The sequence below is a fragment of the Acuticoccus yangtzensis genome, from assembly GCF_001927245.1.
Taxonomy (GTDB): Bacteria; Pseudomonadota; Alphaproteobacteria; order Rhizobiales; family Amorphaceae; genus Acuticoccus; species Acuticoccus yangtzensis.
In genome coordinates this window covers 308,857-333,753 of the sequence record NZ_MJUX01000002.1, presented here as the reverse complement: position 1 = coordinate 333,753, position 24,897 = coordinate 308,857, and the positions used below count along the sequence as shown (strand labels likewise).

General features: G+C 68.0%; 23 protein-coding genes. 9 read left to right on the top strand and 14 right to left on the bottom strand.

Going from position 1 to position 24,897, the window contains the following annotated elements; genetic code table 11:
- Positions 1–48: 48 nt before the first annotated feature.
- The 5 genes from BIX52_RS07715 to BIX52_RS07695 form a co-directional block, all read right to left on the bottom strand.
- Positions 49–990: a hydroxymethylglutaryl-CoA lyase gene (locus tag BIX52_RS07715; protein WP_075220456.1), complete on the bottom strand. Its 942-nt coding sequence runs from the start codon at positions 988–990 to the stop codon at positions 49–51.
- A gap of 53 nt (positions 991–1,043) precedes the next feature.
- On the bottom strand, positions 1,044–2,555 hold the full coding sequence (locus BIX52_RS07710) for a tripartite tricarboxylate transporter permease (protein ID WP_075220455.1): 1,512 nt from the start codon (positions 2,553–2,555) through the stop codon (positions 1,044–1,046).
- Between the two features lie 15 nt (positions 2,556–2,570).
- Positions 2,571–2,996 carry a tripartite tricarboxylate transporter TctB family protein gene (locus tag BIX52_RS07705; protein ID WP_075220454.1) on the bottom strand — a complete coding sequence of 142 codons (426 nt, stop codon included), beginning with the start codon at positions 2,994–2,996 and terminating at the stop codon, positions 2,571–2,573.
- Positions 2,993–3,976: a Bug family tripartite tricarboxylate transporter substrate binding protein gene (locus BIX52_RS07700; protein ID WP_075220453.1), complete on the bottom strand. Its 984-nt coding sequence runs from the start codon at positions 3,974–3,976 to the stop codon at positions 2,993–2,995. Before BIX52_RS07700 ends, BIX52_RS07705 begins: the two co-directional genes overlap by 4 nt.
- 63 nt (positions 3,977–4,039) lie before the next feature.
- A complete protein-coding gene (locus BIX52_RS07695) occupies positions 4,040–5,230 on the bottom strand; it encodes a CaiB/BaiF CoA transferase family protein (protein ID WP_205647731.1) in 1,191 nt (396 codons plus the stop codon).
- 187 nt (positions 5,231–5,417) lie between these two features.
- Here BIX52_RS07695 and BIX52_RS07690 point away from each other — a divergent pair, with 187 nt between their 5' ends.
- The gene (locus BIX52_RS07690; RefSeq protein ID WP_075220451.1) at positions 5,418–6,068 is read left to right on the top strand and encodes a GntR family transcriptional regulator; all 651 of its coding nucleotides are present in this window, start codon (positions 5,418–5,420) and stop codon (positions 6,066–6,068) included.
- 393 nt (positions 6,069–6,461) lie between these two features.
- On the top strand, positions 6,462–6,776 hold the full coding sequence (locus tag BIX52_RS07685) for a hypothetical protein (RefSeq protein ID WP_075220450.1): 315 nt from the start codon (positions 6,462–6,464) through the stop codon (positions 6,774–6,776).
- An 80-nt stretch (positions 6,777–6,856) separates the two neighbouring features.
- On the opposite strand, the gene BIX52_RS07680 is transcribed toward BIX52_RS07685, so the two are convergent.
- From BIX52_RS07680 to BIX52_RS07665, 4 genes are all read right to left on the bottom strand, one after another.
- Positions 6,857–8,179 (bottom strand): TRAP transporter large permease, encoded by a 1,323-nt coding sequence (locus BIX52_RS07680; RefSeq protein WP_075220449.1) that lies wholly within the window; start codon positions 8,177–8,179, stop codon positions 6,857–6,859.
- Positions 8,176–8,751 (bottom strand): TRAP transporter small permease subunit, encoded by a 576-nt coding sequence (locus BIX52_RS07675; RefSeq protein WP_075220448.1) that lies wholly within the window; start codon positions 8,749–8,751, stop codon positions 8,176–8,178. Before BIX52_RS07675 ends, BIX52_RS07680 begins: the two co-directional genes overlap by 4 nt.
- A gap of 116 nt (positions 8,752–8,867) precedes the next feature.
- Positions 8,868–9,890 (bottom strand): TRAP transporter substrate-binding protein, encoded by a 1,023-nt coding sequence (locus tag BIX52_RS07670; RefSeq protein WP_075220447.1) that lies wholly within the window; start codon positions 9,888–9,890, stop codon positions 8,868–8,870.
- 56 nt (positions 9,891–9,946) lie between these two features.
- On the bottom strand, positions 9,947–10,771 hold the full coding sequence (locus BIX52_RS07665) for a GntR family transcriptional regulator (protein ID WP_205647730.1): 825 nt from the start codon (positions 10,769–10,771) through the stop codon (positions 9,947–9,949).
- Positions 10,772–10,926: 155 nt separating this feature from the next.
- On the opposite strand from BIX52_RS07665, the gene BIX52_RS07660 reads away from it, so the two are divergent.
- From BIX52_RS07660 to BIX52_RS07650, 3 genes are all read left to right on the top strand, one after another.
- Complete coding sequence (locus BIX52_RS07660) at positions 10,927–12,123, top strand: mandelate racemase/muconate lactonizing enzyme family protein (RefSeq protein WP_075220764.1); 1,197 nt, start codon at positions 10,927–10,929, stop codon at positions 12,121–12,123.
- A 3-nt stretch (positions 12,124–12,126) separates the two neighbouring features.
- The gene (locus tag BIX52_RS07655) at positions 12,127–12,891 is read left to right on the top strand and encodes an SDR family oxidoreductase (protein WP_075220446.1); all 765 of its coding nucleotides are present in this window, start codon (positions 12,127–12,129) and stop codon (positions 12,889–12,891) included.
- 238 nt (positions 12,892–13,129) lie between these two features.
- Positions 13,130–13,933, top strand: coding sequence for a carboxymuconolactone decarboxylase family protein (locus tag BIX52_RS07650; protein WP_075220445.1), 804 nt, complete (start codon positions 13,130–13,132; stop codon positions 13,931–13,933).
- Between the two features lie 32 nt (positions 13,934–13,965).
- Here the strand turns inward: BIX52_RS07650 and BIX52_RS07645 are convergent, their stop codons facing one another.
- Entirely contained in the window at positions 13,966–15,186 is a 1,221-nt protein-coding gene (locus BIX52_RS07645; RefSeq protein WP_157956216.1) for an MFS transporter, read from the bottom strand.
- A 267-nt stretch (positions 15,187–15,453) separates the two neighbouring features.
- Here BIX52_RS07645 and BIX52_RS07640 point away from each other — a divergent pair, with 267 nt between their 5' ends.
- On the top strand, positions 15,454–16,056 hold the full coding sequence (locus BIX52_RS07640; protein WP_075220443.1) for a 2-hydroxychromene-2-carboxylate isomerase: 603 nt from the start codon (positions 15,454–15,456) through the stop codon (positions 16,054–16,056).
- A 49-nt stretch (positions 16,057–16,105) separates the two neighbouring features.
- Here BIX52_RS07640 and cysN read toward each other — a convergent pair whose 3' ends face one another.
- The 4 genes from cysN to BIX52_RS07620 all read right to left on the bottom strand — a co-directional run bounded on the left by cysN (position 16,106) and on the right by BIX52_RS07620 (position 20,751).
- Entirely contained in the window at positions 16,106–18,007 is a 1,902-nt protein-coding gene (gene cysN / locus BIX52_RS07635) for a sulfate adenylyltransferase subunit CysN (RefSeq protein ID WP_075220442.1), read from the bottom strand.
- A 1-nt stretch (position 18,008) separates the two neighbouring features.
- Positions 18,009–18,914 carry a sulfate adenylyltransferase subunit CysD gene (gene cysD, locus BIX52_RS07630; RefSeq protein ID WP_075220441.1) on the bottom strand — a complete coding sequence of 302 codons (906 nt, stop codon included), beginning with the start codon at positions 18,912–18,914 and terminating at the stop codon, positions 18,009–18,011.
- A gap of 128 nt (positions 18,915–19,042) precedes the next feature.
- Complete coding sequence (cysQ, locus tag BIX52_RS07625; RefSeq protein WP_075220440.1) at positions 19,043–19,852, bottom strand: 3'(2'),5'-bisphosphate nucleotidase CysQ; 810 nt, start codon at positions 19,850–19,852, stop codon at positions 19,043–19,045.
- A gap of 134 nt (positions 19,853–19,986) precedes the next feature.
- The gene (locus BIX52_RS07620; RefSeq protein ID WP_075220439.1) at positions 19,987–20,751 is read right to left on the bottom strand and encodes a sulfite exporter TauE/SafE family protein; all 765 of its coding nucleotides are present in this window, start codon (positions 20,749–20,751) and stop codon (positions 19,987–19,989) included.
- A gap of 960 nt (positions 20,752–21,711) precedes the next feature.
- On the opposite strand from BIX52_RS07620, the gene BIX52_RS07615 reads away from it, so the two are divergent.
- From BIX52_RS07615 to BIX52_RS07605, 3 genes are all read left to right on the top strand, one after another.
- On the top strand, positions 21,712–22,854 hold the full coding sequence (locus BIX52_RS07615) for a sensor histidine kinase (protein ID WP_170126409.1): 1,143 nt from the start codon (positions 21,712–21,714) through the stop codon (positions 22,852–22,854).
- 120 nt (positions 22,855–22,974) lie between these two features.
- On the top strand, positions 22,975–24,147 hold the full coding sequence (locus BIX52_RS07610; protein ID WP_075220437.1) for a bifunctional transcriptional activator/DNA repair enzyme AdaA: 1,173 nt from the start codon (positions 22,975–22,977) through the stop codon (positions 24,145–24,147).
- Positions 24,140–24,886 carry a 2OG-Fe(II) oxygenase gene (locus tag BIX52_RS07605; protein ID WP_083660108.1) on the top strand — a complete coding sequence of 249 codons (747 nt, stop codon included), beginning with the start codon at positions 24,140–24,142 and terminating at the stop codon, positions 24,884–24,886. Before BIX52_RS07610 ends, BIX52_RS07605 begins: the two co-directional genes overlap by 8 nt.
- Positions 24,887–24,897 lie beyond the last annotated feature (11 nt).

Below are 24,897 nucleotides of genomic sequence, written 5' to 3'. Positions count from 1 at the left end.
GCACAAGCCTTGACCGAGGCGGGCACCTTCTGCGGCGCCCGGATCGCCTCAGGCGAGCTGTGCGACCGCCTCGCCGGTCGTCGCGCGTTTGCGCGGGACGATGCGCAGGTGGCTGGCCACCTTGCCGCCGGGGAGCGCGGCAACGGCGTCGGCCGCCTCCAAGAGCTTCGCCCGGTCGATGCCGGTGGCAATGCCGCCCTGCTCGAAAGCGAAGTGCAGGTCCTCGGTGGCGGTGTTGCCCGTGGCGCCGGGGGCGAAGGGGCAGCCGCCGAGGCCCGCCGCCGCGCACTCGATCACGTCCACCCCGGTGGCGTGGGCATAGAGGGCGTTGGCGACGCCCATGCCGAAGGTGTCGTGGCCGTGGAAGGCCCACTTGGTGACGTCCGGTGCATCGGCCATCACCGCGCAGAAGCGGGCGGCCACGGTCAGCGGGTCGGCCCGGCCGGTGGTGTCGCACAACGCGAACTCGGCGTTCGGCGCGATCTGAAGCGCGCGGGCGAAGGCGCGGCGCACGGCATCCAGCGGAACCGTCCCCTCGAACGGGCAGTCGAACGACGTGGCGAGGTCGACACGCAGCTTGGCGTCCGGCCCCGCCACGGCGACCACATCGGCGAGCTGGCCGAGCGACTGGTCCACGCTCTGGCGCACGTTGTTGCGGTTGTGCGATTCCGACACCGAGAAGACGAAGACGAGGTCCGGATACCCCGCCTTCAGCGCCAGCTCCGCCCCCTTCACGTTGGGGATGAGGACGGACATGCGGCATCGGTCCTCACCGCGGAAGTGGGCGGCGATGTCGGCCATGTCGCCCATCTGCGGGATCGCCTTGGGGCTGACGAAGGAGCCGAGCTCCATCCGCTTCACACCGGAATCGATGAGGAGCTGGATGGCGGCGATCTTGTCGCCCGTCGGCAGCGGCTCTGCGATCGACTGGAAGCCGTCGCGCGGGGCGACCTCCATCAGCGTCACGGTGCTGCGGTCATGTTGGATCATGTCGTTCCCTCTCGCTGCGAAGGGCCGCGCGATCGCCCGCACGGCCCGTCCGCTTATTTCACGTTATGCGAAGTGCCGGGTGCGGGGGTCGACCTCTCCGCGAAGACGAAGGCGATCACGAGGAGCGCCGCGGTCGCGATGTAGAGGCCGATCGAGATCGGGCTGTGCACCAGGATCCACGGATCACCGCCGGAGATCGACAGCGCACGGCGCAGGTTGTCCTCCATGTCGCCCCCCAGCAGCACGCCGAGCACCACCGGGATCAGCGAAATCTCCATCTTGCGCAGCACATAGCCGAGTACGCCGAACGCGATCATGACGAGCAGGCCGTGGACGGAGTTGGAGATGGCGAAGACGCCGAGGAAGCTGACGATCAGCACGAACGGCATCAGCACCCACTGCGGCAGCATCAAGAGCCGCGTGAAGAGGCCGATGAACGGGATGTTGAGCACCAGGAGCACGATGTTGGCGATGTAGAGCGAGGCGATGAGGCCCCACACGATGTCGGGCTGGTTCTGGAACAGCAGCGGGCCGGGCTGGACGTTGAACGATATCAGCATGGCCAGCATCACCGCCGTCGTGCCGGAGCCCGGAACGCCCAGCGTCAGCATCGGGATCAGCGCCGCGCCGGAGGCTGCGTTGTTGCCCGCCTCGGGCGCTGCGACGCCGCGCGGGTCGCCGGTGCCGAAGGTCTTGTTCTTGTCGCTGACGCGCTTTTCGACCGAGTAGGACATCACCGCACCCAGCGAGGCGCCCGCGCCCGGCAGGATTCCGGCGATGAAGCCGACCGCAGAGCCGCGCAGCGTGGCGCCGAGGCTGAACAGGATGTCCTTCATGCGCGGGACGACGCGGCCGACGGACGGAATCGCGGTTGCGCCGAGGTTGCCCTCGAACAGCATCAGCATCTCGGAGATGGCGAACAGGCCGACGATGGCGACGATGGGGTCGAACCCGTCGTAGAGGTCGTAGGAGCCGCCGGTATAGCGCGCGGTGCCGGTGCTGGGGTCGAGGCCGACGGTGGCCAGCATCAGGCCGATGCAGGCGGCCAGCAGCGTCTTCATCGGGTTCATGCCCGACACGCCGCCGATGGTGGCGAAGGCCAGCACGTAGAGCGCGAAGTAGTCGGCCGGGCCGAAATAGATGGCGGCCTTGGCGAGCAGCGGGGCGAACAGCGTCAGGCCGAGCGTCGCGACCGTGGCGCCGATGAAGGACGCGACGCCGGAGATGGCGAGCGCCTCGGCGGCCTTGCCCTTCTTGGCCATCGGGTAGCCGTCCAGCGTCGTCATGATCGCCGGTTCGTCACCCGGAATGTTGAGGATGATGGAGGAGATGCGCCCGCCATACATCGCGCCATAATAGACGGCCGAGAGCAGGATGAGCGCCGACGTGGGGTCGAGGCCCAGCGTGAAGGCGAGCGGGATGAGGATGGCGACGCCGTTGACCGGGCCGAGGCCGGGCAGCGAGCCGATCATCGTTCCGGCGATGCAGCCGAACAGCGCGAGGAGCAGGTTCGTGGGCGTCATCGCCACGGCGAAACCTTGCGCGAGGAAGGCTAGAGTGTCCATGCGAGCGGGGGCTCCTCAGAGCGACGGTGCCAGCGGCAGCGGCAGGCCGAGCAGCACGTCGAACAGGACGAAGAGCGCCGGCGACAGGATGAGGCCCGCCACCCCCGCCTTCACCCAGGGCGCACCCATGAGCTTGGCGAAGAGCGACACGGCGAGGAAGGTCGACAGGACGAAGCCGAGCGGAACCAGCGTGAGCGCGTAGGCCACGAAGAGGACGAGGGCCGCGACCTGCCGCAGCAGCACCGTCCCCCGCGACCAGGCCGGGTCGGGGTCCGGCCTGAAGATCAGGCCGAGCGAGACGAGCGCCGCCGGGACGCTGATGATCTGCGGGAAGGCCGAGGGCCCCAGAGGGTCGCCGAAGCTCGCCTCATAGGACCCCGCGGTATACCCGTACCAGATCGACAGCCCCAGAAAGAGGATGCCGAGGATACGATCGCTCAATTGATGACGCCGATTTCGCGCGATACCGCCTCGGTATCGGCCGCCTGCTGGTCGACATATTCGGAGAATTCGGCACCGCCGCGCCAGATCGGGATGAGGCCGTTGGCTTGCGCCGCCTCTTTCCACTCCGGCGTGTCGTAGAGCGCCTTCATCTTCTCGACCCAGCCGTCATAGGCTTCGTCGGACACGTCGCCGCCGACATAGAAGCCGCGCCAGTTGTAGCCGGTCATCTCGAGGCCGAGGGATGCGGTGGTCGGCGCATCGGGGAAGGCGGGGATCGGCTCGTCCGACATCGCCACGAGGATGCGGATGTCGCCGGACTGCACGAAGCCGCCGATCTCGCCGATGTCGGTCGTCACGGCCTGGACCTGCCCGCCGAGCATCTGCGTCACGGCCGGGGAGCCGGAATTGAAGTTCACCCAGCGCATGGACTTGTAGGCGTCCGGCTCCATGCCGGCTTCACCGGCCAGCATCAGGAGGCGCAGGTGATCCCACCCGCCTGCCGCGCTGGAGCCGCCGACGACCATGGAGGACGGGTTGTCCTTCGCCGCGGCGAGGAAGTCGTCCAGCGTCTGGAACGGGCTGTCGGCGGGCACCACCAGAACGCCGACGTCGGCGCCCAGCATGGCGAGCCAGCGCATGGTGTCGGTGCCGCCCGGATATTTGCCCTGGGCGATCTGGGTGATGGCGACCGAGGAGGTGGCGACGATGAGGTTCTCGTCGTCGGCGCGGCTGCCGGCCACGCGAGCGAAGGCCACGGCGCCGGTGCCGCCGGAGACGTTCGTCGTCTGCACCGTCTCGTCGATCACGCCGGTTTCGGTGAGGAGGCGGCCGATGGTGCGGCAGGTGAAGTCCCAGCCGCCGCCGGGATCGGACGGGGCGATGCAGTCGGTGGCGAGCGCGGGGGTGGCCGTGGCGATGCCGCCGGCCGCCGCTGCCGTGCCGATCACGGCGAGCGAGGCGAGTTTCAGAAATTTCATCGGTTTCCTCCCTTTCGGAAATCTATGGGCGCGCCCCGGCCGCGGGCCGGGTCGGCGCCGCGTTCAGACGACGCCGGCGGAGCGCAGCGCGGCGATGCGCTCAGCGTCGTAGTTCAGCCAGCCGGACAGCACGTCGTCGGTGTGTTCGCCCAGCTTGGGGCCGGTCTTCTCGATCGCGCCGGGTGTGGCCGACAGCTTCGGGAAGACGTTCTGCATCGCGATCGGCCCCAGTTCGGGGTCCTCCACGCGGGTGATCGACTGGCGCGCCGCGAAGTGCGGGTCGGTCATCATGTCGGCCGCGGTGTAGGTGAGGCCGGCCGGCACGCCGGCGTCCGACAACAGGTCGACGATCTCGCCCGCGTCGTGCTGGATGGTCCATTCGCCGACGAGCGCGTCGAGTTCGGTCTGATTGTCGCCGCGGGCGCGGTGGTTGACGAAGCGCGGGTCGGTGGCGAGTTCAGGCTGGCCCATCACCTCGCACAGGCGGCGGTAGAGGCTGTCACCGTTGGCGCCGATGATGACCATCTTGCCGTCCTTGGCCGGGTAGGCGTTGGACGGGGCGATGCCCGGCAGGATGCTGCCCGACCGCTCGCGGATATGTCCGCCGCCGTCATATTCGGAGACGACCGCTTCCATCACCGAGAGCACCGACTCGAAGATGGAGGCGTCGACCATCTGGCCTTCGCCGGTGCGGTCGCGGTGGTGCAGCGCCAGAAGCGCGCCCTGGAAGCCGGACTGCCCCGCCAGCGTGTCGCCGATGGAGATGCCGGCGCGCACCGGCGGCCGGTCGGGATAGCCGGCGATATAGCGCATGCCGCCCATCGCCTCGCACACCGAGGCGAACCCGGCGCGGTCGGCATAAGGCCCGGTCTGGCCGAAGCCGGTGACGCGCACCATGATGAGGCGCGGATTGATCGCCTTCAGCGCATCGTATCCAAGACCCCATTCTTCCATGCGGCCGACGCGGAAGTTCTCGATGAGGATATCGACCTCTCCGGCGAGCTCACGGACGACCTGCTGGGCTTCGGGGAGGCGCATGTTGAGGGTGATGGAGCGCTTGCCGCGGGCGATGACGGGCCACCAGAGCGGCTGCCCCTTGTCGTTGGCGCGGCCCCACTGACGCATCGGATCGCCGGTTTTGGGGGGCTCGACCTTGACGACATCGGCCCCGAAATCGGCAAGGAGCTGACCGCAGAAGGGACCTGCGATCAACTGCCCCATTTCGAGGACGCGAATTCCGGACAGCGGCTTCAAAGTGACCCTCCCGCAGTGCGCCCGTCTGGACGGGGCCATCGGGCGCTGATGTAATTCAATGAGTGGTTATCTCGCTCATTGTATCCAATGGGTCAAGTAAGAAGTCGAAAATGCCTGAAAGGGGCGACAATTGTGTTCAACGAGGGCATCGCTGGTGGTTAAGCGGGGGATTAAGTCCGGGCCGCGGATGGCGGACAGGGTCTATGAGGACATCCGCCGCGCCATCGTGCAGGGCGAATTGAAGCCCGGCGAGAGGATCACCGAGGAGGTTCTGGCCGACCGCTTCGGGGCGAGCCGGACGCCGGTCCGCAGCGCCATCGTGCGCCTGGCGAGCGACGGTTTCGTCGACATGACGCCGCATTCGGGCACGGCGGTGAAATCGCGCGCGCGCCACGAGATCGCCGAGATCTACGACGTGCGGGCGATGTTGGAGAGTTTCGCCGCGCGGCTGGCGGCGGAGCGGCACGAGGAGCACCATCTCGCCCGGCTGGATGGGATACAATCCGAGCTGGAAGAGCTGTCCGCCGCGGCGCGTCGCGGCGAGCGCGAGGATGCGGTCGACGCGCTGTCATCGCTCAATCTCGGCTTCCACCAGGCGATCCTCGACGCGGCCGGGAATCCGACGCTGAAAGACTCCGCCAACCGGCTGATGGACATCGGTTTTCTGATCAACACCTATGCCAGCTTCGATGCCAGCGAGATCGACCGCAGCGTTTCGGACCACCGCAAGCTATTGACCGCGATCCGGTCGCGCGACGGGGCGTGGGCGGAAGCGTTGATGCGTGCGCATATTCTCGGCGCCCGCAACAGCCTGATCGACCATCCGCCGCGCCATTGAGCGGCACGGCAGAGGGCGCGCGACCGGCCGGTTCATCGGGTGAGGCCGCGTTCCGTCGGCGTGGGCGCGGCGCCCGGCCGCTGGGGTTCACGGTCCGGCGGGATAGGGCCGCCCAATCCCGCCGTCAGCCGTCATAGGATTTTTCTTGCGCCCCGATGAGGCCCCGCAGCGCGACGAGCCCGACCAAAGTGCGTGACTTTGCGTCCACATTTAGAACACATCGCCGGATAGATCGTTCGGTGGCAGATTGCTGGAACGCTTAAAAACATTAGTCTTCTTCAGCGCAAGCTTCAGTCCAGCCCCGGCGAAATCCGGGGGAACCGGGGAGGGGGCGCGGCGCTTCTTCATCCCGCAGCGGCAAGGCTGCGCGACCCATCTGGAGCGGAGACGGCTATGTATAAAGAGTTCTTCCAGGCGGCCTACGACTGGAACGATGCGGCCTGGAGCGGCGCCCAGATGTGGATGTCGGCCACCAGCGTGATCCAGACGCGCACCCTACAGATGATGACCGGCACCATGCGCGCCGACGAGGCCGCCCGCATGTTGATGGAGAAACCCTCCGCTTTCGCCAAGTCGGCCGAGATGACGATGCGCGCCATGGCGGGCAACAAGGGCATCGGCGCGGTGGTCGCGGCAGGGATCAAGCCCATCAGCGCCAGCGCCACCGCCAACGCCAAGCGGCTGGCGCGGTCCGGCAAGCGGCACTGACGGCACCCTGCGCCCGAGATGAAAAAGGCCGGCACCCTGAAGGTGCCGGCCTTTTTCGCGTCGGAAGGGGGCCGGCCGGCTCAGCGGCCGGTGATGCCGGGGAAGAAGAGCAACAGCCCCACGGCGAGGATCTGCAGGCCGATGAACGGCAGCAGCGCCCTGAAGATCACGCCGAGCGGGATGTCCGTCACGCTCTTCAGATAGAACGCGGCCGGGCCGAAGGGCGGCGACAGGAAGGACACCTGCATGTTCATGCAGAAGAGCACGCCGAACCACACCGGATCGTAGCCGAGGTCTTTCACGATCGGCACGAAGATCGGCATCGTCAGCAGCGCGATGCCCACCCAGTCGAGGAAGGCGCCGAGGAAGAACAGGATCCCCATCATCACCAGGATGATGATGATCGGCTCGTCCGAAATGCCGGTGAGCAGGCCGGATACGAAGGTGACGCCGCCCATCAGGTTGTAGACGCCGACGATGGCGGTGGCGCCGATGCCGATCCACACGATCATGCCCACGGTGGCGAGCGTCTGCAGCGCGGAGTCGCGCATCAGCGTGTAGGTGAACTCGCCGCGCAGGATGGTCGACAGGATCACCCCGCCGACGCCGATGGCGGACGCCTCCGTGACGGACGCGATGCCGCCATAGATCGAGCCGAGCACGATGGCGACGACCAGGATCGGCAGCACCAACCCCTTGAGGAGGCGCATCTTCTCCGCGGCCGCGATCGGCACCGGATCAGGGTCGGGCACGAGGCCCTTGCGGAAATAGGCCGTGAACAGGACGTAGGCGACATAGAACATCGCCAGCATGAAGCCGGGCAGGAAGGACGCGGTGAAGAGCTCGCCGATGGAGACGTTCGCGGTCAGACCGTAGACGATGAGGACGATCGAGGGCGGGATCATCGTGCCGAGCGAGCCGCCCGCGCAGACGACGCCGATGGCGAGCTTGCGGTCGTAGCCGAGGCGCAGCATCTGCGGCAGGGCGATGAGGCCGAGGAGCACGATCTCGCCGCCGATGATGCCGGACATGGCGGCCAGGATGACCGCGACGAAGATCGTCTGCACCGCCACGCCGCCGCGGATGCGCCCGGCGAAGAGCTTCATCGCGTCGAACAGGTCGCGGGCGATGCCGGAGCGGTCGAGGATCGCCGCCATCAGCACGAACATCGGCACCGAGACGAACACGAAGTTCGACACGAAGGAGTAGACGCGGCTGGTGATCAGCGGGATCGACATCGGCCCGAACCAGCCGAGCGCGAAGATCAGCGCCACGAGCAGCGTGACGAAGGCGAGCGGCATGCCGGTGACGAGAAGCAGCACCAGCATCGCGAACATCACGAGGGTGCCGTACTCGATCCCGAGCTGGCTGAGGTCGATCCCGAGGGAGAGGAAATCGTTCATCGGGTCGTCCGGCGGATGGTGTTGACGGCGAGGATCACGAACTGGATCGCGAGCAGCACCATCACGATGAAGATGAAGGACTTGATGAGGGCGGGCGTGGGGGGCGACCAGGCGGAGCCCGTCGTCTCGAGCCGGAAGCCGCCGGAGGGCGAGAACACGGCGCGCGAGGCCATCTGATAGGCGGCGTAGGCGAAGAAGCCGGACGCGACCGCCGAGACGAGGAAGATGATGACGTCGGCCACACGGCGGGCGGCCGGGCCGAGCTGGTCGTAGATCAGCACGACGCGAATATGGGTGTCGCGCGCGGTGCAGTAGAGCCCGCCGAAGATGAACGACATTCCGGTCAGGAAGATCGTCGTCTCATGCGCCCAGATCGTCGGACTGTTGAAGACGTAGCGCAGGAACACCTCGACGAGGAGGATGATCGCGCCGACGACGATGCCGGCGGCGAAGACGTATCCGAGCCGGTCGATCACCCGCCCCATCACCCCCGCCGCGGGATGAACCGTGCGCGGCGCCATAGTCTCACTCGTGGACGCAAGGTCGATGGCCTCGCGCTCGGCTTCATTCATGATCGCCGTCTCCCGTGAAGGTCGAAAGATGCGCGGCGCGGTCCCGCGGGACCGGCGGGCACGCCACCATTGGAAACGCCGGGCGCAGTGTCGCGCCCGGCGCCGTCATGGTCCGGTTACTGAGCCAGAAGGCCCTTCTCGGTGAGATAGGTGCTCAGCGTGTCGTAGACCTTCTGCGACATCGGCGAGTTGGCCGCGACCTTCTCCCATTCGCCCTGGGCGATGCTGCGGAAGCGGGCGCGATCCTCGTCGGACCAGTTGTGGATGGTGATGTCCGGGTTCTCTTCGGCTTCGGCGACGGCCGCGGCATCACGCTCCTTCAGACCGTTGACCTGGGTCTGCTGGAACTCCTTCACCGTCTCGGTGAGGATCGTCTGCAGGTCTTCCGGCAGCGCGTCCCACTTGGCCTTGTTGATCGACACTTCGACCAGCGGCAGGGAGTGGAAGCCGGGATAGACCGGGTTCGGCGCAACGTCGTTGAGGCCCTGGGCCTGGTTGACGGAGAACACCGAATAGTCGGCCGCGTCGACCACGCCCTTGTCGAGCGAGGTGTAGACTTCCGACGACGGCAGGTTCACCGGCGCGGCGCCGGCGGCGGCGAAGACGGCGCCGATCAGACCCTCGGGCGCACGCACCTTGACGCCCTTGAGGTCGTCCACACCGTCGAGCGGCACGCGCGAGACGAACGCCTCGAGGCCCGGCGTGGAGACGCCGATGAAGTGGAGGCCATAGGGCTCGAGCAGCTCGGCCATCAGCTCCTTGCCGCCGCCATTCTCGACGAAGTCGATCATCTGCTCGGGATCAGACCAGGCGCCGACGGGGTTGGCGATGAGGCCGAACGCCGGGTCACGGCCTGCCCAGTAGGACGTGTCGCAGATCTGACCGTCGAGGATGCCGGCACCGACGGCCTCCAGCGTCTCGTTGTATTCGACGACGGAGCCGACCGGCAGCAGCTCGATCTTCACGCGGCCTTCGGAGCGCTGGTTGACGAGGTCGGTCCAGCCCTTCTGATACTCGAAGTTCGGGTTACCCGCCGGGTCGGAGGACTGGAAGCGGAAGGTGTAGTCCTGGGCGTTCGCGCCGCTGGCCATGATGAGGCCGATCGCAGCACCGGCCAGGGCGGACCATTTAAAGGTCATGGGGATTCCTCCAGGTTGTATGGAAACGGTCTTGCGGTCTCTCGGCCATCGGGTGCTCAAGGGCCGGAGGGACCGGACGCGGGGGGCGCGGCGGGACGATCGCCCGCATGACGCCCCAGACCCGCATCGAGCAGGAGCGGATCGACGCTGTTCGTCAGGTCGGCGAAGTAGGACTGCGACAGGTCGATCAGCGCATCGGACGCTTTCGTCGCACGGTCGACATCCCCGGCGACGACGGCATCCAAAATGGTGAGGTGGCGCTTCAGGCTCTCGGCGACCCCGCCGCCGCTCGCCAGCTTGACGATGGCGATGTAGCCGGAGCGCCGCGCGAAGGCGTGCAGAGGGCGCAGGCTGCGCTGCAGGAAGGGCTCGCCCGCCGCGGCGATCAGCAGCGTGTCGAAGGCGCGGTCGAAGCGGTTGAAGGTGTCGATGTCGATAGCGTCGCCGCAGTCCGCCAAGGCACGCCGCAGGTGCATGAAGCCCGCCTTGTGGTTCGGCGTCAGCCGCTTGGCGGCCTCTTCGATGACGAACCGGTCCATCCCGCGGCGCAGTTCCGCGAGGCGGCGCTCGCGCGTCAGGTCGATCGGCGCGATGGTGAGGCCGTCGCGCGGGCGGATGATGATCAGCGTTTCGGCGCCGGCGCGGCGCACGGCCTGATGCACCGGCGTGCGCCCGAGCCCGATGAGGTCCTGCAGGTCCTGCATGCGCACGAAGGCGCCGGGCGGCAGTGTCGTATCGACGAAGAGGGCCTCGATGCGCTCATAGGCCCGCTCGGCGAGGCTCGGCTTGGCCCCGCCCAGGTTCCAATTGAGGTCGAAGACGTCCGTTTCGCCCACGCTCGCCAGGTCCACTTGCGGCGCTTCCCCCTTGATTTGGTCCACGTCCGATCGTCCGGCAGCACAATCCAAATTCGGCGTTGCGTTGCAAGAGATACGTCGTGTACTCGTCTTGTTACATCGTGATATTTCACGATGAGGCATGCTGGCAAGTGCCGATCACCATGCCGAGCATAAAAACGCGCCAAGGGCAGGACCACATGAAGATCACCGCCATCGAGACCCTGCGAACCGAAGAGTTCGCCAACGTCGTCTGGGTCCGGGTGCACACCGATGCCGGCATCGTCGGCCTCGGCGAAACGTTTTACGGGGCCGGTGCCGTGGAATCCCACATCCACGACACGCTCGCCGGCCGCCTGCTCGGCAAGAGCGCCCTCACCATCGAAGCGCACAACAAGGAGATGGTGAATCTGCCCATGGCGCAGTCGTCCACCGGCGTCGAATATCGCGCCGCGTCGGCAATCGACCTCGCCCTGTGGGATGCATTCGGCAAGCTGACGAACCAGCCGGTCCACCAGCTTCTCGGCGGCCTCTGCTTCGACAAGATCAAGGTCTACAACACCTGCGCCGGCACGCGTTACGTGTCGTCCAAGAACATCAAGCCGGTAGAGAATTGGGATCCTCAGGCCCGCGGCCGCTACGAGGACCTGGACGGCTTCATGCACCGTGCGGACGAACTGGCCGAAGACCTTCTGTCCGAAGGCATCACGGCGATGAAGATCTGGCCCTTCGACCCCATCGCCCACGAGACGCACGGCCTCTCCATCGACGCCGCGCAGATGCGCCGCGCGTGCGAGCCGTTCGAGAAGATCCGCAAGGCGGTCGGCGACAAGATGGACATCATGGTCGAGCTGCACTCGCTCTGGAACCTGCCGACGGCCAAGCTGATCGCCCGCGAGCTGGAGCAGTACAAGCCCTACTGGTACGAAGACCCGATCCGCATGAACAGCCCGCAGGCGCTGGCCGAGCTCGCCGCGCATACGGACGTGTGGATCACCGCGTCCGAGACGATGGGGAGCCGCTATCCGTTCAAGGACATGCTGGACAGGAACGCCATGTCGGTGGCGATGGTCGACATCGTGTGGGCCGGCGGGCTGACCGAGGCGCGCAAGATCGCCTCGCTGGCCGAGACCTGGCACCGCCCCTTCGCGCCGCACGACTGCACCGGCCCGGTCGCCTTCGCCGCCGCCGTGCATGCGTCCTTCTCGCAGCCGAACACGCTGATCCAGGAGTCGGTGCGCGCCTTCTATCGCGGGTGGTACACGGAGCTGGTGGACACCGTGCCGCATATCGAGAACGGTTACGTCTACCCGATGGAGGGTCCGGGCCTCGGCGTCGACCTTCTGCCCGCCGTCTATGACCGCCCGGACCTCACCGTCCGCCGCTCGGAGATCTGACCGATGACCGGCCTTTTCGACCTTTCGGGCAAGACCGCCCTCGTCACCGGCTCCTCCCGCGGACTGGGCTTCGCCATCGCCCAGGGGCTGGCCGAGGCGGGCGCCTCCGTCATCCTCAACGGCGTCAACGCCGATCGCCTGGCGGCGGCGGCCGAGGACCTCGCCGCCAAGGGCCACAGCGTCCGCGCCATGGCGTTCGACGTGTGCGACGAGGCGGCGGTGGTCGCCACCTTCGAGGCGCTCGACGCCGAGGGCGTGGCGGTCGACATCCTCGTGAACAACGCCGGCATCCAATACCGCAAGCCGATGGTGGAGCTGGACACCGCCGACTGGTCGCGCGTGATCGAGACCAACCTGACGAGCGCCTTCGTGGTCGGCCGCGAGGCGGCGAAGCGGATGATCCCGCGCAAGGCGGGCAAGATCATCAACATCGGCTCGCTGACGTCCGATCTCGCCCGCGCCACGGTCATCCCCTACACGGTGGCCAAGGGCGGCATCAAAAACCTCACCAAGGGCATGGCCGCCGAGTGGGGCGAGCACGGCATCAACGCCAACGCCATCGGCCCCGGCTACATGCTGACGGACATGAACGAGGCGCTGATCGCCAACCCGACCTTCGACGCCTGGGTGAAGGGGCGCACGCCGCAACGCCGCTGGGGTAAGCCGGAGGAGCTGGTGGGCACGGCGGTCTTCCTCGCCGCCCCGGCCTCCGATTACGTGAACGGCCAGCTCATCTTCGTCGACGGCGGGATGATCTCGGTCCTCTGACGCGCGCGGCGGGCGGACCGGCGGTGGCGGTGGCGGTGGCGGCGGCGGGCGGTGGCGGACGTGCGCCGCTGCGCCGGAGGCCCGCGACATTATGCCAGGCGCCCGTGAGCGGCCCGTGCCGACATCATGGCCTCCTTCAAGGGAAGTCCGGGCCCGTCTTGCGCCGCTGCCTCACGGTCGAAGACCCTCGGCCCGGCGCACCACGCCGGACGGGCCATCCCACGGGACAGGAGCCATCATGCGCACGATCGCCGTCCTCGCCACCTGCTTTACCGTGACCGCCGCGGCCGTTGTCGCCTCCGCGGCGATGGCGCCCACGGCAACGGCCCACGACGCGCCCGTCCACGCGCCGGCGAACCCGGCTCTCGCCACCGTCGCCCCCGCGCTCGGCCTTTATACCGATGAGGTTCTGTTCGGGCGCGTGTGGGCCGACGCGGCCTTGTCCTTGCGCGATCGCAGTCTCCTCACCGTTGCCGCGCTGGTCGCCCGCAGCGAGGACGAGGGCCTGTCTGAATACATAGACATCGCTTTGGAAAACGGTGTCACCGCGGCCGAGGTCTCCGAAACGCTGACGCATCTTGCCTTTTACGCCGGCTGGCCGAACGCGATGATGGGCGCCAAAGCCGCGGCCCCCGTATTCCAGGCGCATGGCGTCGCGCTGGCGGATCTGCCCGCCGCCGATCCGGCCGACATGCTGCCGCTCCACCAGGCGGCGGAGGGTCTGCGCCGGTCCTTCGGTGAGGCGCGGCTCGGCGGCGTCGACCCGCAGGCGGCCGGCGACACCGCGGAAGGGCTCCTTCTCCACCTGTGGCGGCGCCCGGCGCTCGCCCCGCGGGACCGCAGCCTCGTGACCGTCGCCGCGCTGGTTTCCACCGGCAGGGTCGACCGGCTGCCTTTCCATCTCTCGCGGGCGATCGACGACGGATTGACCAAGGACGAGGCGACCGCGGCGCTGGCCCACCTCGCCTTCTACGCCGGCTGGCCGAACGTGTTATCGGCGATGCCCGTCGCCGAGGCGGTGTTCGCAAGCCGGGGCGAATAGCGGTCCCGCATAGGTATCGCCAGAGTGTCCGGTCAGCCGGGCCCGGCGCGGCGCGGGGTGCGCACGAAGATCCACACCAGTACGCCCGCCCCGGCCAGCATCACCGCGTTGCCGGCGAGCGCACCGGAGTAGCCGAACGGCGTCAGGTCGTGGACGAGGCCGACGATGATCGGCCCGGAGACGAAGCCGGTGTCGGCGATGGCGCGCTGCGTGCCCATCGCCGGGCCGAAGAGGTTGGACGGGGTGATGTCGGCGATCGCCGCCGCCACGGAGGGGCCGTTGAAGCCGGAACCGATGCCCAGCATCACCAGCGCCGCCCAATAGACCGGCACCGCCTCGGCGAAGGCCACCAGGATCAGCGCCCCCGCGACCAGCGCCGTTGAAAGCGCGGCCACCGTGACCGCGCCGAAGCGGGCGGTGGCCGGGCCGACGAGCGGCAGCATCGCCGCGTTCGCCACCGCGGAGGAGGTGAGGGCGAGGCCGATGAGGTCCACCGTCAGCCCGAAGCGCTGGTTGCCCACCAGAGGGATGGCGAGCCATTGGCCCGCCGTGCGGGTGAAGAAGATCCAGAACGTGATCGTGCACAGGAGCACGTAGGCGCGGTTGCGCAAGAACTCCCGCATGGTGACGGGCGGGCCGGTGGTCTCCTCCTCGTCGGGTTCGGCCTCCTGCGGCTCGCGAAAGGCGAAGAGGACCAGAAGGAGCGCCGCCACCGCCACCACCGCGTAGCCCCAGAAGGGGGCCGCGCTGCCGAAGCGGGCGGCAAGCGCGCCGCCCAAGGCCGGGCCGACGCCGGCGCCGAGCAGCAGGAAGCCCTGGTAGAGCGCCATCACGTAGCCGCGCCTGCCGGGCGTCGAAAGCTGAACCAGCACGGCGGCGGAGGTGGTCATGTAGATGCCCGAGCCGATGCCTTGGACGAAGCGCCAGAAGAGCAGCATCTCGAACGTCGTCGCCATGGCCGCGCCGACCGCGCCCACCGCGATCAGCGCCGGGCCGAGCGACAGGAAAGGCCGCCGCCCGAACCGCTCGGACAGGATGCCGGCGGGAATGTTGGCCACCAGCCGCCCCACCCCGAACAGGGTGATCAGCATGCCCACCAGCGCCCCGCCCACGCCGAACTCCATCGCGTAGAGCGGCAGCACGGGGGCGACGATGCCGTTGCCCGCCATCACCAGGCTGATGAGGACGAGGAGGATGGCAAGCTGCGGGCGTCCACCCAGGACGGAGGTGCGCAAGGAGAGGCGGAGAGGCAAAACGATGTCCCGGAGGCGGCGGGGCGGCAGGGGCCGGTCCCGCACGATAGGACGGCCACGCTGCACCATCGCGCCGCGTCATTCAAATTTTGCGTGCGGTGCCATAGGTGCGGGCTCTGGCCTTGGCCGAGGCACGCTGCGGCGCGCTGTTGATCCGCCGCGAAATTGCGCCGAACGTGCATTCGCCGCGCGTATCAAGCGGGCGGCGCAAGGGGCGGGGCCGGAGCCGCACCGCCCTCGAGACAGGCTCCACCCAGGGAAAACGCCATGGCCTTCCGCTTCTTCTACGACTTCTCGTCCAGCTACTCCTACCTTTCGGCGATGCGCATGGAGGCGGCGGCGGAGGCCGCCGGCGTCACCGTGGAGTGGACGCCCTTTCTGCTCGGCCCGATCTTCGCGGCGGCGGGCTATGCCTCGTCCCCCAATGTCGCGTCGGAGGACAAGGGCGCCTTCATGTGGGAGGACATCGCCCGCCGCGCGGCGCATCGGGGCCTGCCCTTCGTGAAGCCCGCCGTGTTCCCGCAGCGCAGCGTGACGGCGGGGCGCGCGGCGCTGGCGCTGTCGGGCGCTGAGCGTGCGGCCTTCACACGCGCCGTCTTCACCGAGGAGTGGGGCAAGGGGCACGACATCGCCGATGCGGCGGTGATCGCCGCGGCGGCGACGGCGGCGGGGCTCGACCCGGACGAGGTCGCCGCGGGCGCCAAGAGCGACGCCGCCAAGGCCGGGCTCTTCGCCAACACCGAGGCGGCGCAGGCGGCGGGCGTCTTCGGCGCGCCGACCTTCGTCACCAGCGACGGCAACCGCTTCTGGGGCGACGCACAGCTTGCCGACGCGCTGGCCTGGGAGACCACCGGCAAGCTGGCGGAATAACGAAAAAGGCCGCCCGAAGGCGGCCTTCTCAAGCGCGGGCGGCGTGGCATCAGTCGATGATGCCGCGCTCCTTCAAAAGCGTGACGATGCGCTCGGCGTGCATCTCGGGATCACCGGTGGTGGTGTCGATCGAGATTTCGGCACCCTCGGGCGCCTCGTAGGGCGAATCGACGCCGGTGAAGTTCTTGAGCTGGCCCGAATCGGCCTTCTTGTAGAGGCCCTTCGGATCGCGCCGGCGGCACTCCTCGATCGGCGTGTCGATGTAGACTTCCAGGAACTCGCCATCCTCCACCAGATCGCGCGCCATCCGCCGCTCGGAGCGGAAGGGCGAGATGAAGGTGACGACCACCAGAAGCCCCGCGTCGACGAAGAGCTTCGCCGTCTCGGCCACGCGGCGGATGTTCTCCACGCGGTCCGCATCGGTGAAGCCGAGGTCGCGGTTGAGGCCGTGACGCACGTTGTCACCGTCGAGAATGTAGGTGTGGCGGCCCATCGCCGACAGCTTCTTCTCGACCAGGTTGCCGATGGTGGACTTGCCCGAGCCCGACAGGCCGGTGAACCACAGGATGGCCGGCTTCTGGCCCTTCATGGCCGCGCGGCTGTCCTTGGTGACGTCCGTCGCCTGCCAGTGGATGTTGGTGGCGCGGCGCAGCGCGAACCACACCATGCCCGCGCCGACCGTCGCATTGGTCAGGCGGTCGACCAGGATGAAGGCGCCCGTCTCGCGGTTGGCCTCGTAGGGGTCGAAGGCGATCGGCTCGGACAGGGACACGTTGCAGAAGCCGACCTGGTTGAGGTGCAGCTCCTTGGCGGCCAGGTGGTCGAAGGTGTTCACGTCGATCTGGTGCTTGATCTCGGTGACCTGGGCCGACACGGTCTTGTTGCCGATCTTCAGGATGTAGGGGCGGCCCGGATAGAGCTTGTCCTCGGCCATCCAGACGATGTGAGCGGCGAACTGGTCCGCCACCTCCGGCCGGTGCGACGGCGGAACCAGGATATCGCCGCGCGACACGTCGATCTCACGGTCGAGCACCACGGTGACGGCCTCGGAGGCGACCGCCTCGGGAAGGTCGCCGTCCATGGTGACGATGCGCTTCACCACCGCGTCCTTACCGGACGAGGCGACGACGACGGGATCGCCGGGGCGCAGCTTGCCGGACGCGATGGTGCCGGAGAAGCCGCGGAAGTTGAGGTTCGGCCGGTTCACCCACTGGACCGACATGCGGAAGGGGCGATCCTCGAGGTCGGACTGGACCTCGACGGACTCCAGATAGTCGAGCAGCGTCGGGCCCTTGTACCAGGGCATCTTCTCCGATTGGCCGACGACGTTCTCGCCATAGCGGGCGGAGATCGGGATCGCCTGCATGGTGTCGAAGTCGAAGCCGTGGGCGAAGGTCTCGAACGCGGCCTTGATCTCGTTGAACTTCTCTTCGGAGAAGTCGACGAGGTCGATCTTGTTCACGGCGAGGACGACGTGGCGGATGCCGAGCAGCGACACCAGGAAGGCGTGGCGCTTGGTCTGCACCTGGATGCCGTTGCGCGCGTCGACCAAGAGCACGGCGAGATCGGCGGTGGAGGCGCCGGTCGCCATGTTGCGCGTATACTGCTCGTGGCCGGGCGTGTCGGCGACGATGAACTTGCGCTTGTCGGTGGTGAAGAAGCGGTAGGCGACGTCGATGGTGATGCCCTGCTGGCGCTCCGCCTCCAGGCCGTCGACGAGAAGGGCGAGGTCGATGTCCTCGCCGGTGGTGCCGTGCTTCTTGGAATCGCGCTCGATGGCGGCAAGCTGGTCCTCGAAGATCAGCTTGGTCTCATAGAGCAGGCGGCCGATCAGGGTCGACTTGCCGTCGTCCACCGAGCCGCAGGTGATGAAGCGCAGGAAGGATTTCCGCTCCTGGCTTGCCAGGTATTCGGAAAAGGCTTCCGGGGTGAGGTTTTCAGCAACGGACATCTTAGAAATAACCCTCGCGCTTCTTCTTCTCCATGGACGCTTCCTCGTCCTTGTCGATGAGGCGGCCGGACCGTTCGGAGGTGCGGGCAATGAGCATCTCGGCGACGATTTCTTCCAGCGTGGCGGCCGGGCTTTCGACGGCGCCGGTCAGCGGGTAGCAGCCGAGGGTGCGGAAGCGGACCATCTTCATATCGGGCGTGCGGCCGTCCAGCGGGAAGCGCTCGTCGTCGACCATCAGAAGCTGGCCGTCGACCTCGAGCACCGGGCGCTCCTTGGCGAAGTAGAGCGGCACGATCTCGATGCCTTCCATCATGATGTACTGCCAGATGTCGAGCTCGGTCCAGTTCGACAGCGGGAAGACGCGAATGGATTCGCCCTTGGCGACGCGGCAATTATAAAGGTGCCACAGCTCGGGCCGCTGGTTCTTCGGGTCCCAGCCGTGGTTCTGCGTGCGGAAGGAGAAGACGCGCTCCTTGGCGCGGGACTTTTCCTCGTCGCGACGGGCGCCGCCGAAGGCCGCGTCGAAGCCGTGCGCGGTGAGGGCCTGCTTCAGCGCGTCCGTCTTCATCACCTGGGTGTGGTAGGACGAGCCGTGCGTGAACGGGCCGACGCCGGCTTTCACGCCCTCTTCGTTGGTGTGCACGATGAGGTCGAGGCCGAGCTCCTTCACCTTGCGGTCGCGGAACTCGATCATCTCGCGGAACTTCCACGTGGTGTCGACGTGCATCAGCGGGAAGGGCGGCTTCGAGGGGTAGAAGGCCTTCATGGCAAGGTGCAGCATGACTGCCGAGTCCTTGCCGATCGAGTAGAGCATCACCGGATTGCGGAACTCGGCCGCGACCTCACGGATGATGTGGATCGACTCGTCCTCGAGCCGCTTCAGGTGCGAGCCGCGATCAACGGCCATAACGCTACTCCATCTTCATCAAGCTGCACGCGGGAAGATGCCGTGGTTGTGGCCGTCCGCGCATTAACGTCTGTTATGTGGTGCAATGTCGCATTGTTTGAAACACTTTCGCGTGGGGCGAAAGGGTCTCAGGACGCTTTCGCCAGCGCAAAGGGGTCGAACGCGCCGGCCGCCACGAAGTGCGGATTGGCGTAGGGGCCGGTCGGGGTTTCCGACTTGCCATAGGCAAGGGGCGTGCCGTCGAGGGTGTAGACCTCGCCGCCCGCCGCCTTCAGGACGGCGTGGCCCGCCGCCGTGTCCCACTCCATCGTGCGGCCCATGCGCGGATAGAGGTGGGCGGTCCCGTCGGCGACGCGGCAGAATTTCAGCGAGGAGCCGAAGGACAGGAAGGTGTCGACGTCGAAGCGGTCGATGAACTCTTTCGTTTCGTCCGTGAGGTGCGACTTGGAGGCGACCACCTTCAGCGCGCCGCCGGCCGGTGCGACGGCGATGGGGCGCGGGTCCGCCACCTTGCCGTCCACCAGCTTGGCGTAGTGGGCGCCTGTCTCGTCGGCCCAGTAGACCTCGTCCAGGGCGGGGCAGAGGACGACGCCGTCCACCGGCGCGCCGTCGACGATCCGGGCGATGTTCACGGTGAACTCGCCGGAGCCGTTGATGAAGTCCTTGGTGCCGTCCAGCGGGTCGACCAGCCAGAATTCGGCGCCGACATCGGGGATGCGTCCGGCGGCGACCGACTCCTCGGCGAGGACGGCGGTGATGCCGTGCTCGGCGAGGCGCTTCAGGATGATCGCCTCGGCGGCCTCGTCGGCGGCGGTGACCGGTGAGCCGTCGCCCTTGGTGCGCGCCTCCTGGCCGTTCGGATCGTAGAAGGGGAGAATGGCGGCCCCTGCTTCGATGGCGATCGAGACGAGGTCGTGGCCGGACAAGCGTGACGTCATGGGTGCATCCAATTTCACGAGACGCCTATACGACCGCATTGTGGGGTGCAATCCAACCGCTGCATTCCCGCCATACGCACAGTTGATGGGTCGCGAGGGTGCAACCCAAGAGGCGGCGGGCGGATCGCCGTGCGTCAGCCCATCAGCCCGCGCCGGACGAGGTTGAGCCCGGCGATGACCAGGACGGCCAACGTCGCCTGGCGAAAGCGGTTTTGGTCCATGCGGCCGGAGACGCCCATGCCGATGCGCATGCCGATCATCGCCGGGACGACGAGGAGCGCGGACAGGGGGAGCGTCGTGGCGTTGAGGACGCCCGAGCCGATGTGGGCGAGGGTGAGCATCACGGCGCCGATGCCGTAGACGATGCCTTGCACGCGGAGCTGCTCGTCCTTCGGCGTGTCGAGCGAGGTGAGGTAGATGACGGTGGGCGGACCCCAGACGCCCGACACCCCGCCGATGAGCCCCGCCACGATGCCGAGGCCGACGCTGAGCGCGGTCTGATGGTGGCCGGACAGGCGGATGCGCCGTCCGCCGAGCTGCAGCACGGCGAACAGGGTGACCGGGACGCCGATGGCGAGGAACAGAACCCGCGCCGGGAGGAGGTTCACGAGCTGCGCCGAGAAGACGATGAAGACGGCGACGATGGCGACGTAGGGCCAGTGGGCGCGGGCTGCGGCGACGGCTGCGTCGACCCCGCCGCGCAGCGCTTGGGCCGTGTTGGCGATCAGTGTGGGCAGGATGAGGGCGGCGAGCGCCAGCTCCGGCGCCACGAGGGAGCCGATGCCCGAGATCATCACCATGGGCATGGCGAAGCCCACGGCGCCCTTCACGAAGCCGGCGAGGAGGGTGATGGCGAGGACGGCGAGCCAGATAGAGGCGGGAAGGTCGAGGTCAAGCATGTGCGCTTATGGCATGTGGCAAGGCGCCGCGTCAGTGTTCGTCGCCATTGGGCGGTGACCGAGCAGGCGGTGTCGTCGGCGCGGGCCTCGGACGTGTCGCGGTATGCCGAAATCGGCGCCAGGATGACGGTCGACTGGCGCGCGTTGCGGCAGTGCAGCAACGGGGCCTGTCGGCCTTGGGTTGTCGGATTCCGTGAAAGTTGCCGGATTTTGTAATGTCCGGATAGCCGGCGCGGCAATCAAAAGGTGTGCGCGGTGCGCGGGATATTGCGCTGCGTCATTGGAGCGATGCACAAAAAACGCGGTCGGCGTGGAGGCCGACCGCGTAAACGTTCTTTATTTTTATGGTCCACATCGCCGCGCCATTGGCTGCGGAGACATGTCCGTTCGAACGGGCTTCCTCCCTAGTCGGTTCTAACGACCGTTGATTTGCTGTGTGGCATATCTGCCGAGCTATGCGCAAGGGGCAGATGTGGTTCGATTTACACGTATGGCAGACCTGGCGTGCATCGTGTTGACAATTTTGCATATATCCAACGGCGCGACAGGAACTGTATCACCCGTGCACCACCCTGGACTCGGGCGGTTGTGGCCGCCGGCGGCGCGTGACGGCTTCCGCGATTCATAATCCAAAAATAGGGTGCGACATTTTGGCACATGATCAGAAATGCATCGTATTGATTCCGCGGTTTCGCCGCCGAACCGCGCCGGCGCAGCGGGACGATCCGCGTCGCACCGCTCTGCGGTTCCACGCTTCTCAGCCGTTTCGTCAGATGATTGGCGCCGAAAGTATGTGCGCTGCGCCCAATGCGCAGGGAACTGTGCCTCCGGGACCGCGCCACGCCGGCCGGGACCGGGCTAGCGTGATGGCACTAACCCGCTGTTTACAAATTTCTCGAAACCCGTGAGGCGTGAATGCTGGCGCTGCCGATGACCCGATGCGATGCTGGCCTGGTGCAGATGAGTGCGAATACAGTGACGGCACAGGACGATCTCACGGCCGCGCACCGTCACGAGGTGCTCGGCCAATACGCCATCCTCGACACCGCCCGCGAGGAAGAGTTCGACGAGATCGCCGCTCTCGCCGCGTCGATCTGCGATGCCCCCGTGGCCCTCGTCAGCTTCGTCGACGTCGACCGCCAGTGGTTCAAGGCCGAGGTCGGATTCGGTCAGCGCGAAACGCCGATCGAGCAGTCGATCTGCGTGCACGCCCTGAACGAGGACGAGCTTCTCGAAATCCCCGATACGCGGCTCGATCCGCGCTCCAGCTTCAACACACTCGTGACGGGCGCGCCCCACGTGCGCTTCTATGCCGGGGCGGTCATGCGCTCGCCGGACGGTGTCGCCATCGGCACGCTCTGCGTCCTCGACACCAAACCCCGCAAGCTGACGGACGTGCAGCGTCAGACGCTGAAGGTGCTCGCCCGGCAAGTCGTGCGCGAGCTCGACCTGCGCATGGCGCTGCGCGTCCAGGACGTTCTGCGGCGCGAGATCGACCACCGGGTGAAAAACCAACTCCAGTCGGTCGCCTCGTTCGTCCGTCTGAAGGCCGGGCGCACGGCGAATGCGGCGACGCGGCAGGCGTTGTCGGAGGTGTCGCACCGGGTGTCCGCCGCCGCGCTGCTGCACGAGGAACTCTACTCGCTCGACCGCGGCGACGAGGTGGGCCTCGGTCGCTACATGGACCGGCTCGCGCGGCTCGTCGCGGCCTCCGCGCCCGAAAACGTCACCGTGGACCTGGTGATCGAGCCCGTCGCGGTCACCGCGACGCAGGCATCCGCCGTGGCCGCCATCGTCAACGAGTTCGTGACCAACGCCTTCAAACATGCCTTCCCGGATGGACGTTCCGGCACCATCACCGTACGCGGCGCCCTGTCGGACGGTCTTTTGACGATCCGCATGGCCGATGACGGCGTGGGCACCGACGGGCCGCTGACCGGCAACGGCATCGGCATGCGCATCATCGACGCCGCCGCCAATCAGGTTTCCGGCCGGCTCGAGTTCGACACCAAAGGCCCAGGCATCGCACTCACGCTGACGATCCCGATGCTCGGCGGATCCGCCGCGGCGGCCACCAAGCGCCCCATCCCGGCCCTCTGCTGAGGGTCCGGGTCCGCGTGCGGCCAGATGCCGGCCGATAATTTGCGATCAAGCCGGGCGACGACGGCGCGGCGCGGATCCGCCATCAAGGGCTTGCAGTTCCCCCGGAGTGGAGCCCCAATCATGGCCATGAGCGAAACCGTCAAATCCCCGGCCCGCACCCCGCCCGGTGGCGGAGCCGCCGCGTTGCGCACCAGCGGCGTTCCGGCCGACGAGGCGCGCTGGACCGCGCTGTGCACGCGCGACGCCGAGGCGGACGGCGCGTTCGTCTATGCCGTCGCCACCACAGGCGTCTACTGCCGGCCGAGCTGCCCCTCGCGCCGCCCTTTGCGCCGCAACGTCACCCTGTTCGACTTGCCGCGCGAGGCCGAGGCCGCAGGATACCGCCCCTGCCGCCGCTGCAAGCCGACCGAACTCTCCACCGCCCAGCGCAACGCGGCGATGGTGGAGGCGGCATGCGCCCGCCTCGCCGACGGGCCGTTGCCGCTGGACGAGTTGGCCGCTGCCGCCGGGGTCAGCGCGCACCACTTCCACCGCACCTTCAAGGCGCACACCGGGACGACGCCGGCACAATATGCCAGAGCCCTGCGTGCCCGCCGCGCGAGCGACGCGCTGGCCGCGGGGGAGCGGCCCGCGGGCGCCGCCTTCGCCGCCGGGTTCGCCAGCCTGTCGCGCTTCTATGACGAGGCGGCAGAGCGGTTCGCCCTCGCCCCCGCCGCGCTGGCCGGCAAGGGGCGCGGCGAAGTCATCGTCGCCGCCGCGGGGCCGTCGCCGCTCGGCATGGTCACCGCCGCCTTCTCGCGCTCCGGCATCGCCGCCGTGCGGCTGACCGACATGGCCGCGGAGGGACGCGCCGAGATCGCCGCCCAGTTCGCGGACGCCATCCTCATCGACGGCGGCCCGCCCTTCGCGACGCTGTTGGCGGACGTGATCGCCGCCGTGGGCGAGCCCGCGCTCGCGGCCGAGCTGCCGCTGGACATTCGCGGCACCGCCTTCGAAGAGCGCGTATGGGCGGCGTTGCGGCAGATCCCGATCGGCACGACGGCGAGCTACGCTGAGGTGGCGGCGGCGATCGGCGCGCCGGGCGCCCACCGGGCCGTCGCCAAGGCGTGCGGCGCCAACCGCATCGCCGTTCTCGTCCCCTGCCACCGCGTGGTGCGGGCGGACGGCTCGCTCGCCGGTTACCGCTGGGGCGTGGAGCGCAAACGTGCCCTCATCGCCGCCGAGGCCGCACCGGAGCGCGCTGGCCCCGGCGCACACGGGACCACCCGGACGGAGGCGAAGCACGATGGCTGACGACAAACACGCCGACGCTGCGGCCGGGACCGACGCCGGCGGCGAGGCAGCCGCGCGTGTGGCGGCGCTCGATTGGCCGCGCATCGCCGCCGACATGGACGCGTTCGGCGTCGCCAACACGGGGCCGCTGCTGTCCCCCGCCGCCTGCGAGGCGCTGGCCGCGCTCTACGACACCGACCGCTTCCGCAGCCGCGTGGTGATGGCGCGGCACGGCTTCGGCTCGGGCGAGTACAAGTATTTCGCCCACCCTCTGCCGGACCCGGTGGCGGAGCTGCGCGCGGCGATGTACCCGCACGCGGCCGCCATCGCCAACGCCTGGGCGGAGCGGCTCGGCACGGATCCCTATCCGCCGACGTTGCCGGAGATGCTGGCCCGCTGCCACGCCGCGGGCCAAGAGAAGCCGACCCCGTTGATGCTGCGCTACGGACCCGGCGACTACAACTGCCTGCATCAGGACCTTTACGGCGCCGTCGCCTTCCCGCTGCAGCTCGTCGTGCTGCTGACGGACCCGGCCGAGTTCGCGGGCGGCGAGCTGGTGCTGACCGAGCAGCGCCCGCGCATGCAGTCCCGCGCGGAAGTGGTGACGCTGCGCCGCGGCGAGGGGGCGCTCTTCACCACCTCCATCCGCCCCCGCCGCGGCACCAAGGGGGACCACCGCGTGATGATGCGCCACGGTGTCAGCCGCCTGCGCTCCGGCACGCGGCACACGCTCGGCATCATCTTCCACGACGCCGCCTGAGCCTCGGCCCC

Coding starts and splice junctions, on each gene's coding strand:
- BIX52_RS07670 (WP_075220447.1), bottom strand. CDS start 9,890: ATGACCTTTAAATGGTCCGCCCTGGCCGGTGCTGCGATCGGCCTCATC.
- BIX52_RS07615 (WP_170126409.1), top strand. CDS start 21,712: ATGAGTGCGAATACAGTGACGGCACAGGACGATCTCACGGCCGCGCAC.
- BIX52_RS07660 (WP_075220764.1), top strand. CDS start 10,927: ATGAAGATCACCGCCATCGAGACCCTGCGAACCGAAGAGTTCGCCAAC.
- BIX52_RS07675 (WP_075220448.1), bottom strand. CDS start 8,751: ATGAATGAAGCCGAGCGCGAGGCCATCGACCTTGCGTCCACGAGTGAG.
- BIX52_RS07680 (WP_075220449.1), bottom strand. CDS start 8,179: ATGAACGATTTCCTCTCCCTCGGGATCGACCTCAGCCAGCTCGGGATC.
- cysD (WP_075220441.1), bottom strand. CDS start 18,914: ATGGCCGTTGATCGCGGCTCGCACCTGAAGCGGCTCGAGGACGAGTCG.
- BIX52_RS07690 (WP_075220451.1), top strand. CDS start 5,418: ATGGCGGACAGGGTCTATGAGGACATCCGCCGCGCCATCGTGCAGGGC.
- BIX52_RS07640 (WP_075220443.1), top strand. CDS start 15,454: ATGGCCTTCCGCTTCTTCTACGACTTCTCGTCCAGCTACTCCTACCTT.
- BIX52_RS07710 (WP_075220455.1), bottom strand. CDS start 2,555: ATGGACACTCTAGCCTTCCTCGCGCAAGGTTTCGCCGTGGCGATGACG.
- BIX52_RS07620 (WP_075220439.1), bottom strand. CDS start 20,751: ATGCTTGACCTCGACCTTCCCGCCTCTATCTGGCTCGCCGTCCTCGCC.
- BIX52_RS07605 (WP_083660108.1), top strand. CDS start 24,140: ATGGCTGACGACAAACACGCCGACGCTGCGGCCGGGACCGACGCCGGC.
- cysN (WP_075220442.1), bottom strand. CDS start 18,007: ATGTCCGTTGCTGAAAACCTCACCCCGGAAGCCTTTTCCGAATACCTG.
- BIX52_RS07715 (WP_075220456.1), bottom strand. CDS start 990: ATGATCCAACATGACCGCAGCACCGTGACGCTGATGGAGGTCGCCCCG.
- BIX52_RS07610 (WP_075220437.1), top strand. CDS start 22,975: ATGGCCATGAGCGAAACCGTCAAATCCCCGGCCCGCACCCCGCCCGGT.
- BIX52_RS07655 (WP_075220446.1), top strand. CDS start 12,127: ATGACCGGCCTTTTCGACCTTTCGGGCAAGACCGCCCTCGTCACCGGC.
- BIX52_RS07685 (WP_075220450.1), top strand. CDS start 6,462: ATGTATAAAGAGTTCTTCCAGGCGGCCTACGACTGGAACGATGCGGCC.
- BIX52_RS07650 (WP_075220445.1), top strand. CDS start 13,130: ATGCGCACGATCGCCGTCCTCGCCACCTGCTTTACCGTGACCGCCGCG.
- BIX52_RS07700 (WP_075220453.1), bottom strand. CDS start 3,976: ATGAAATTTCTGAAACTCGCCTCGCTCGCCGTGATCGGCACGGCAGCG.
- cysQ (WP_075220440.1), bottom strand. CDS start 19,852: ATGACGTCACGCTTGTCCGGCCACGACCTCGTCTCGATCGCCATCGAA.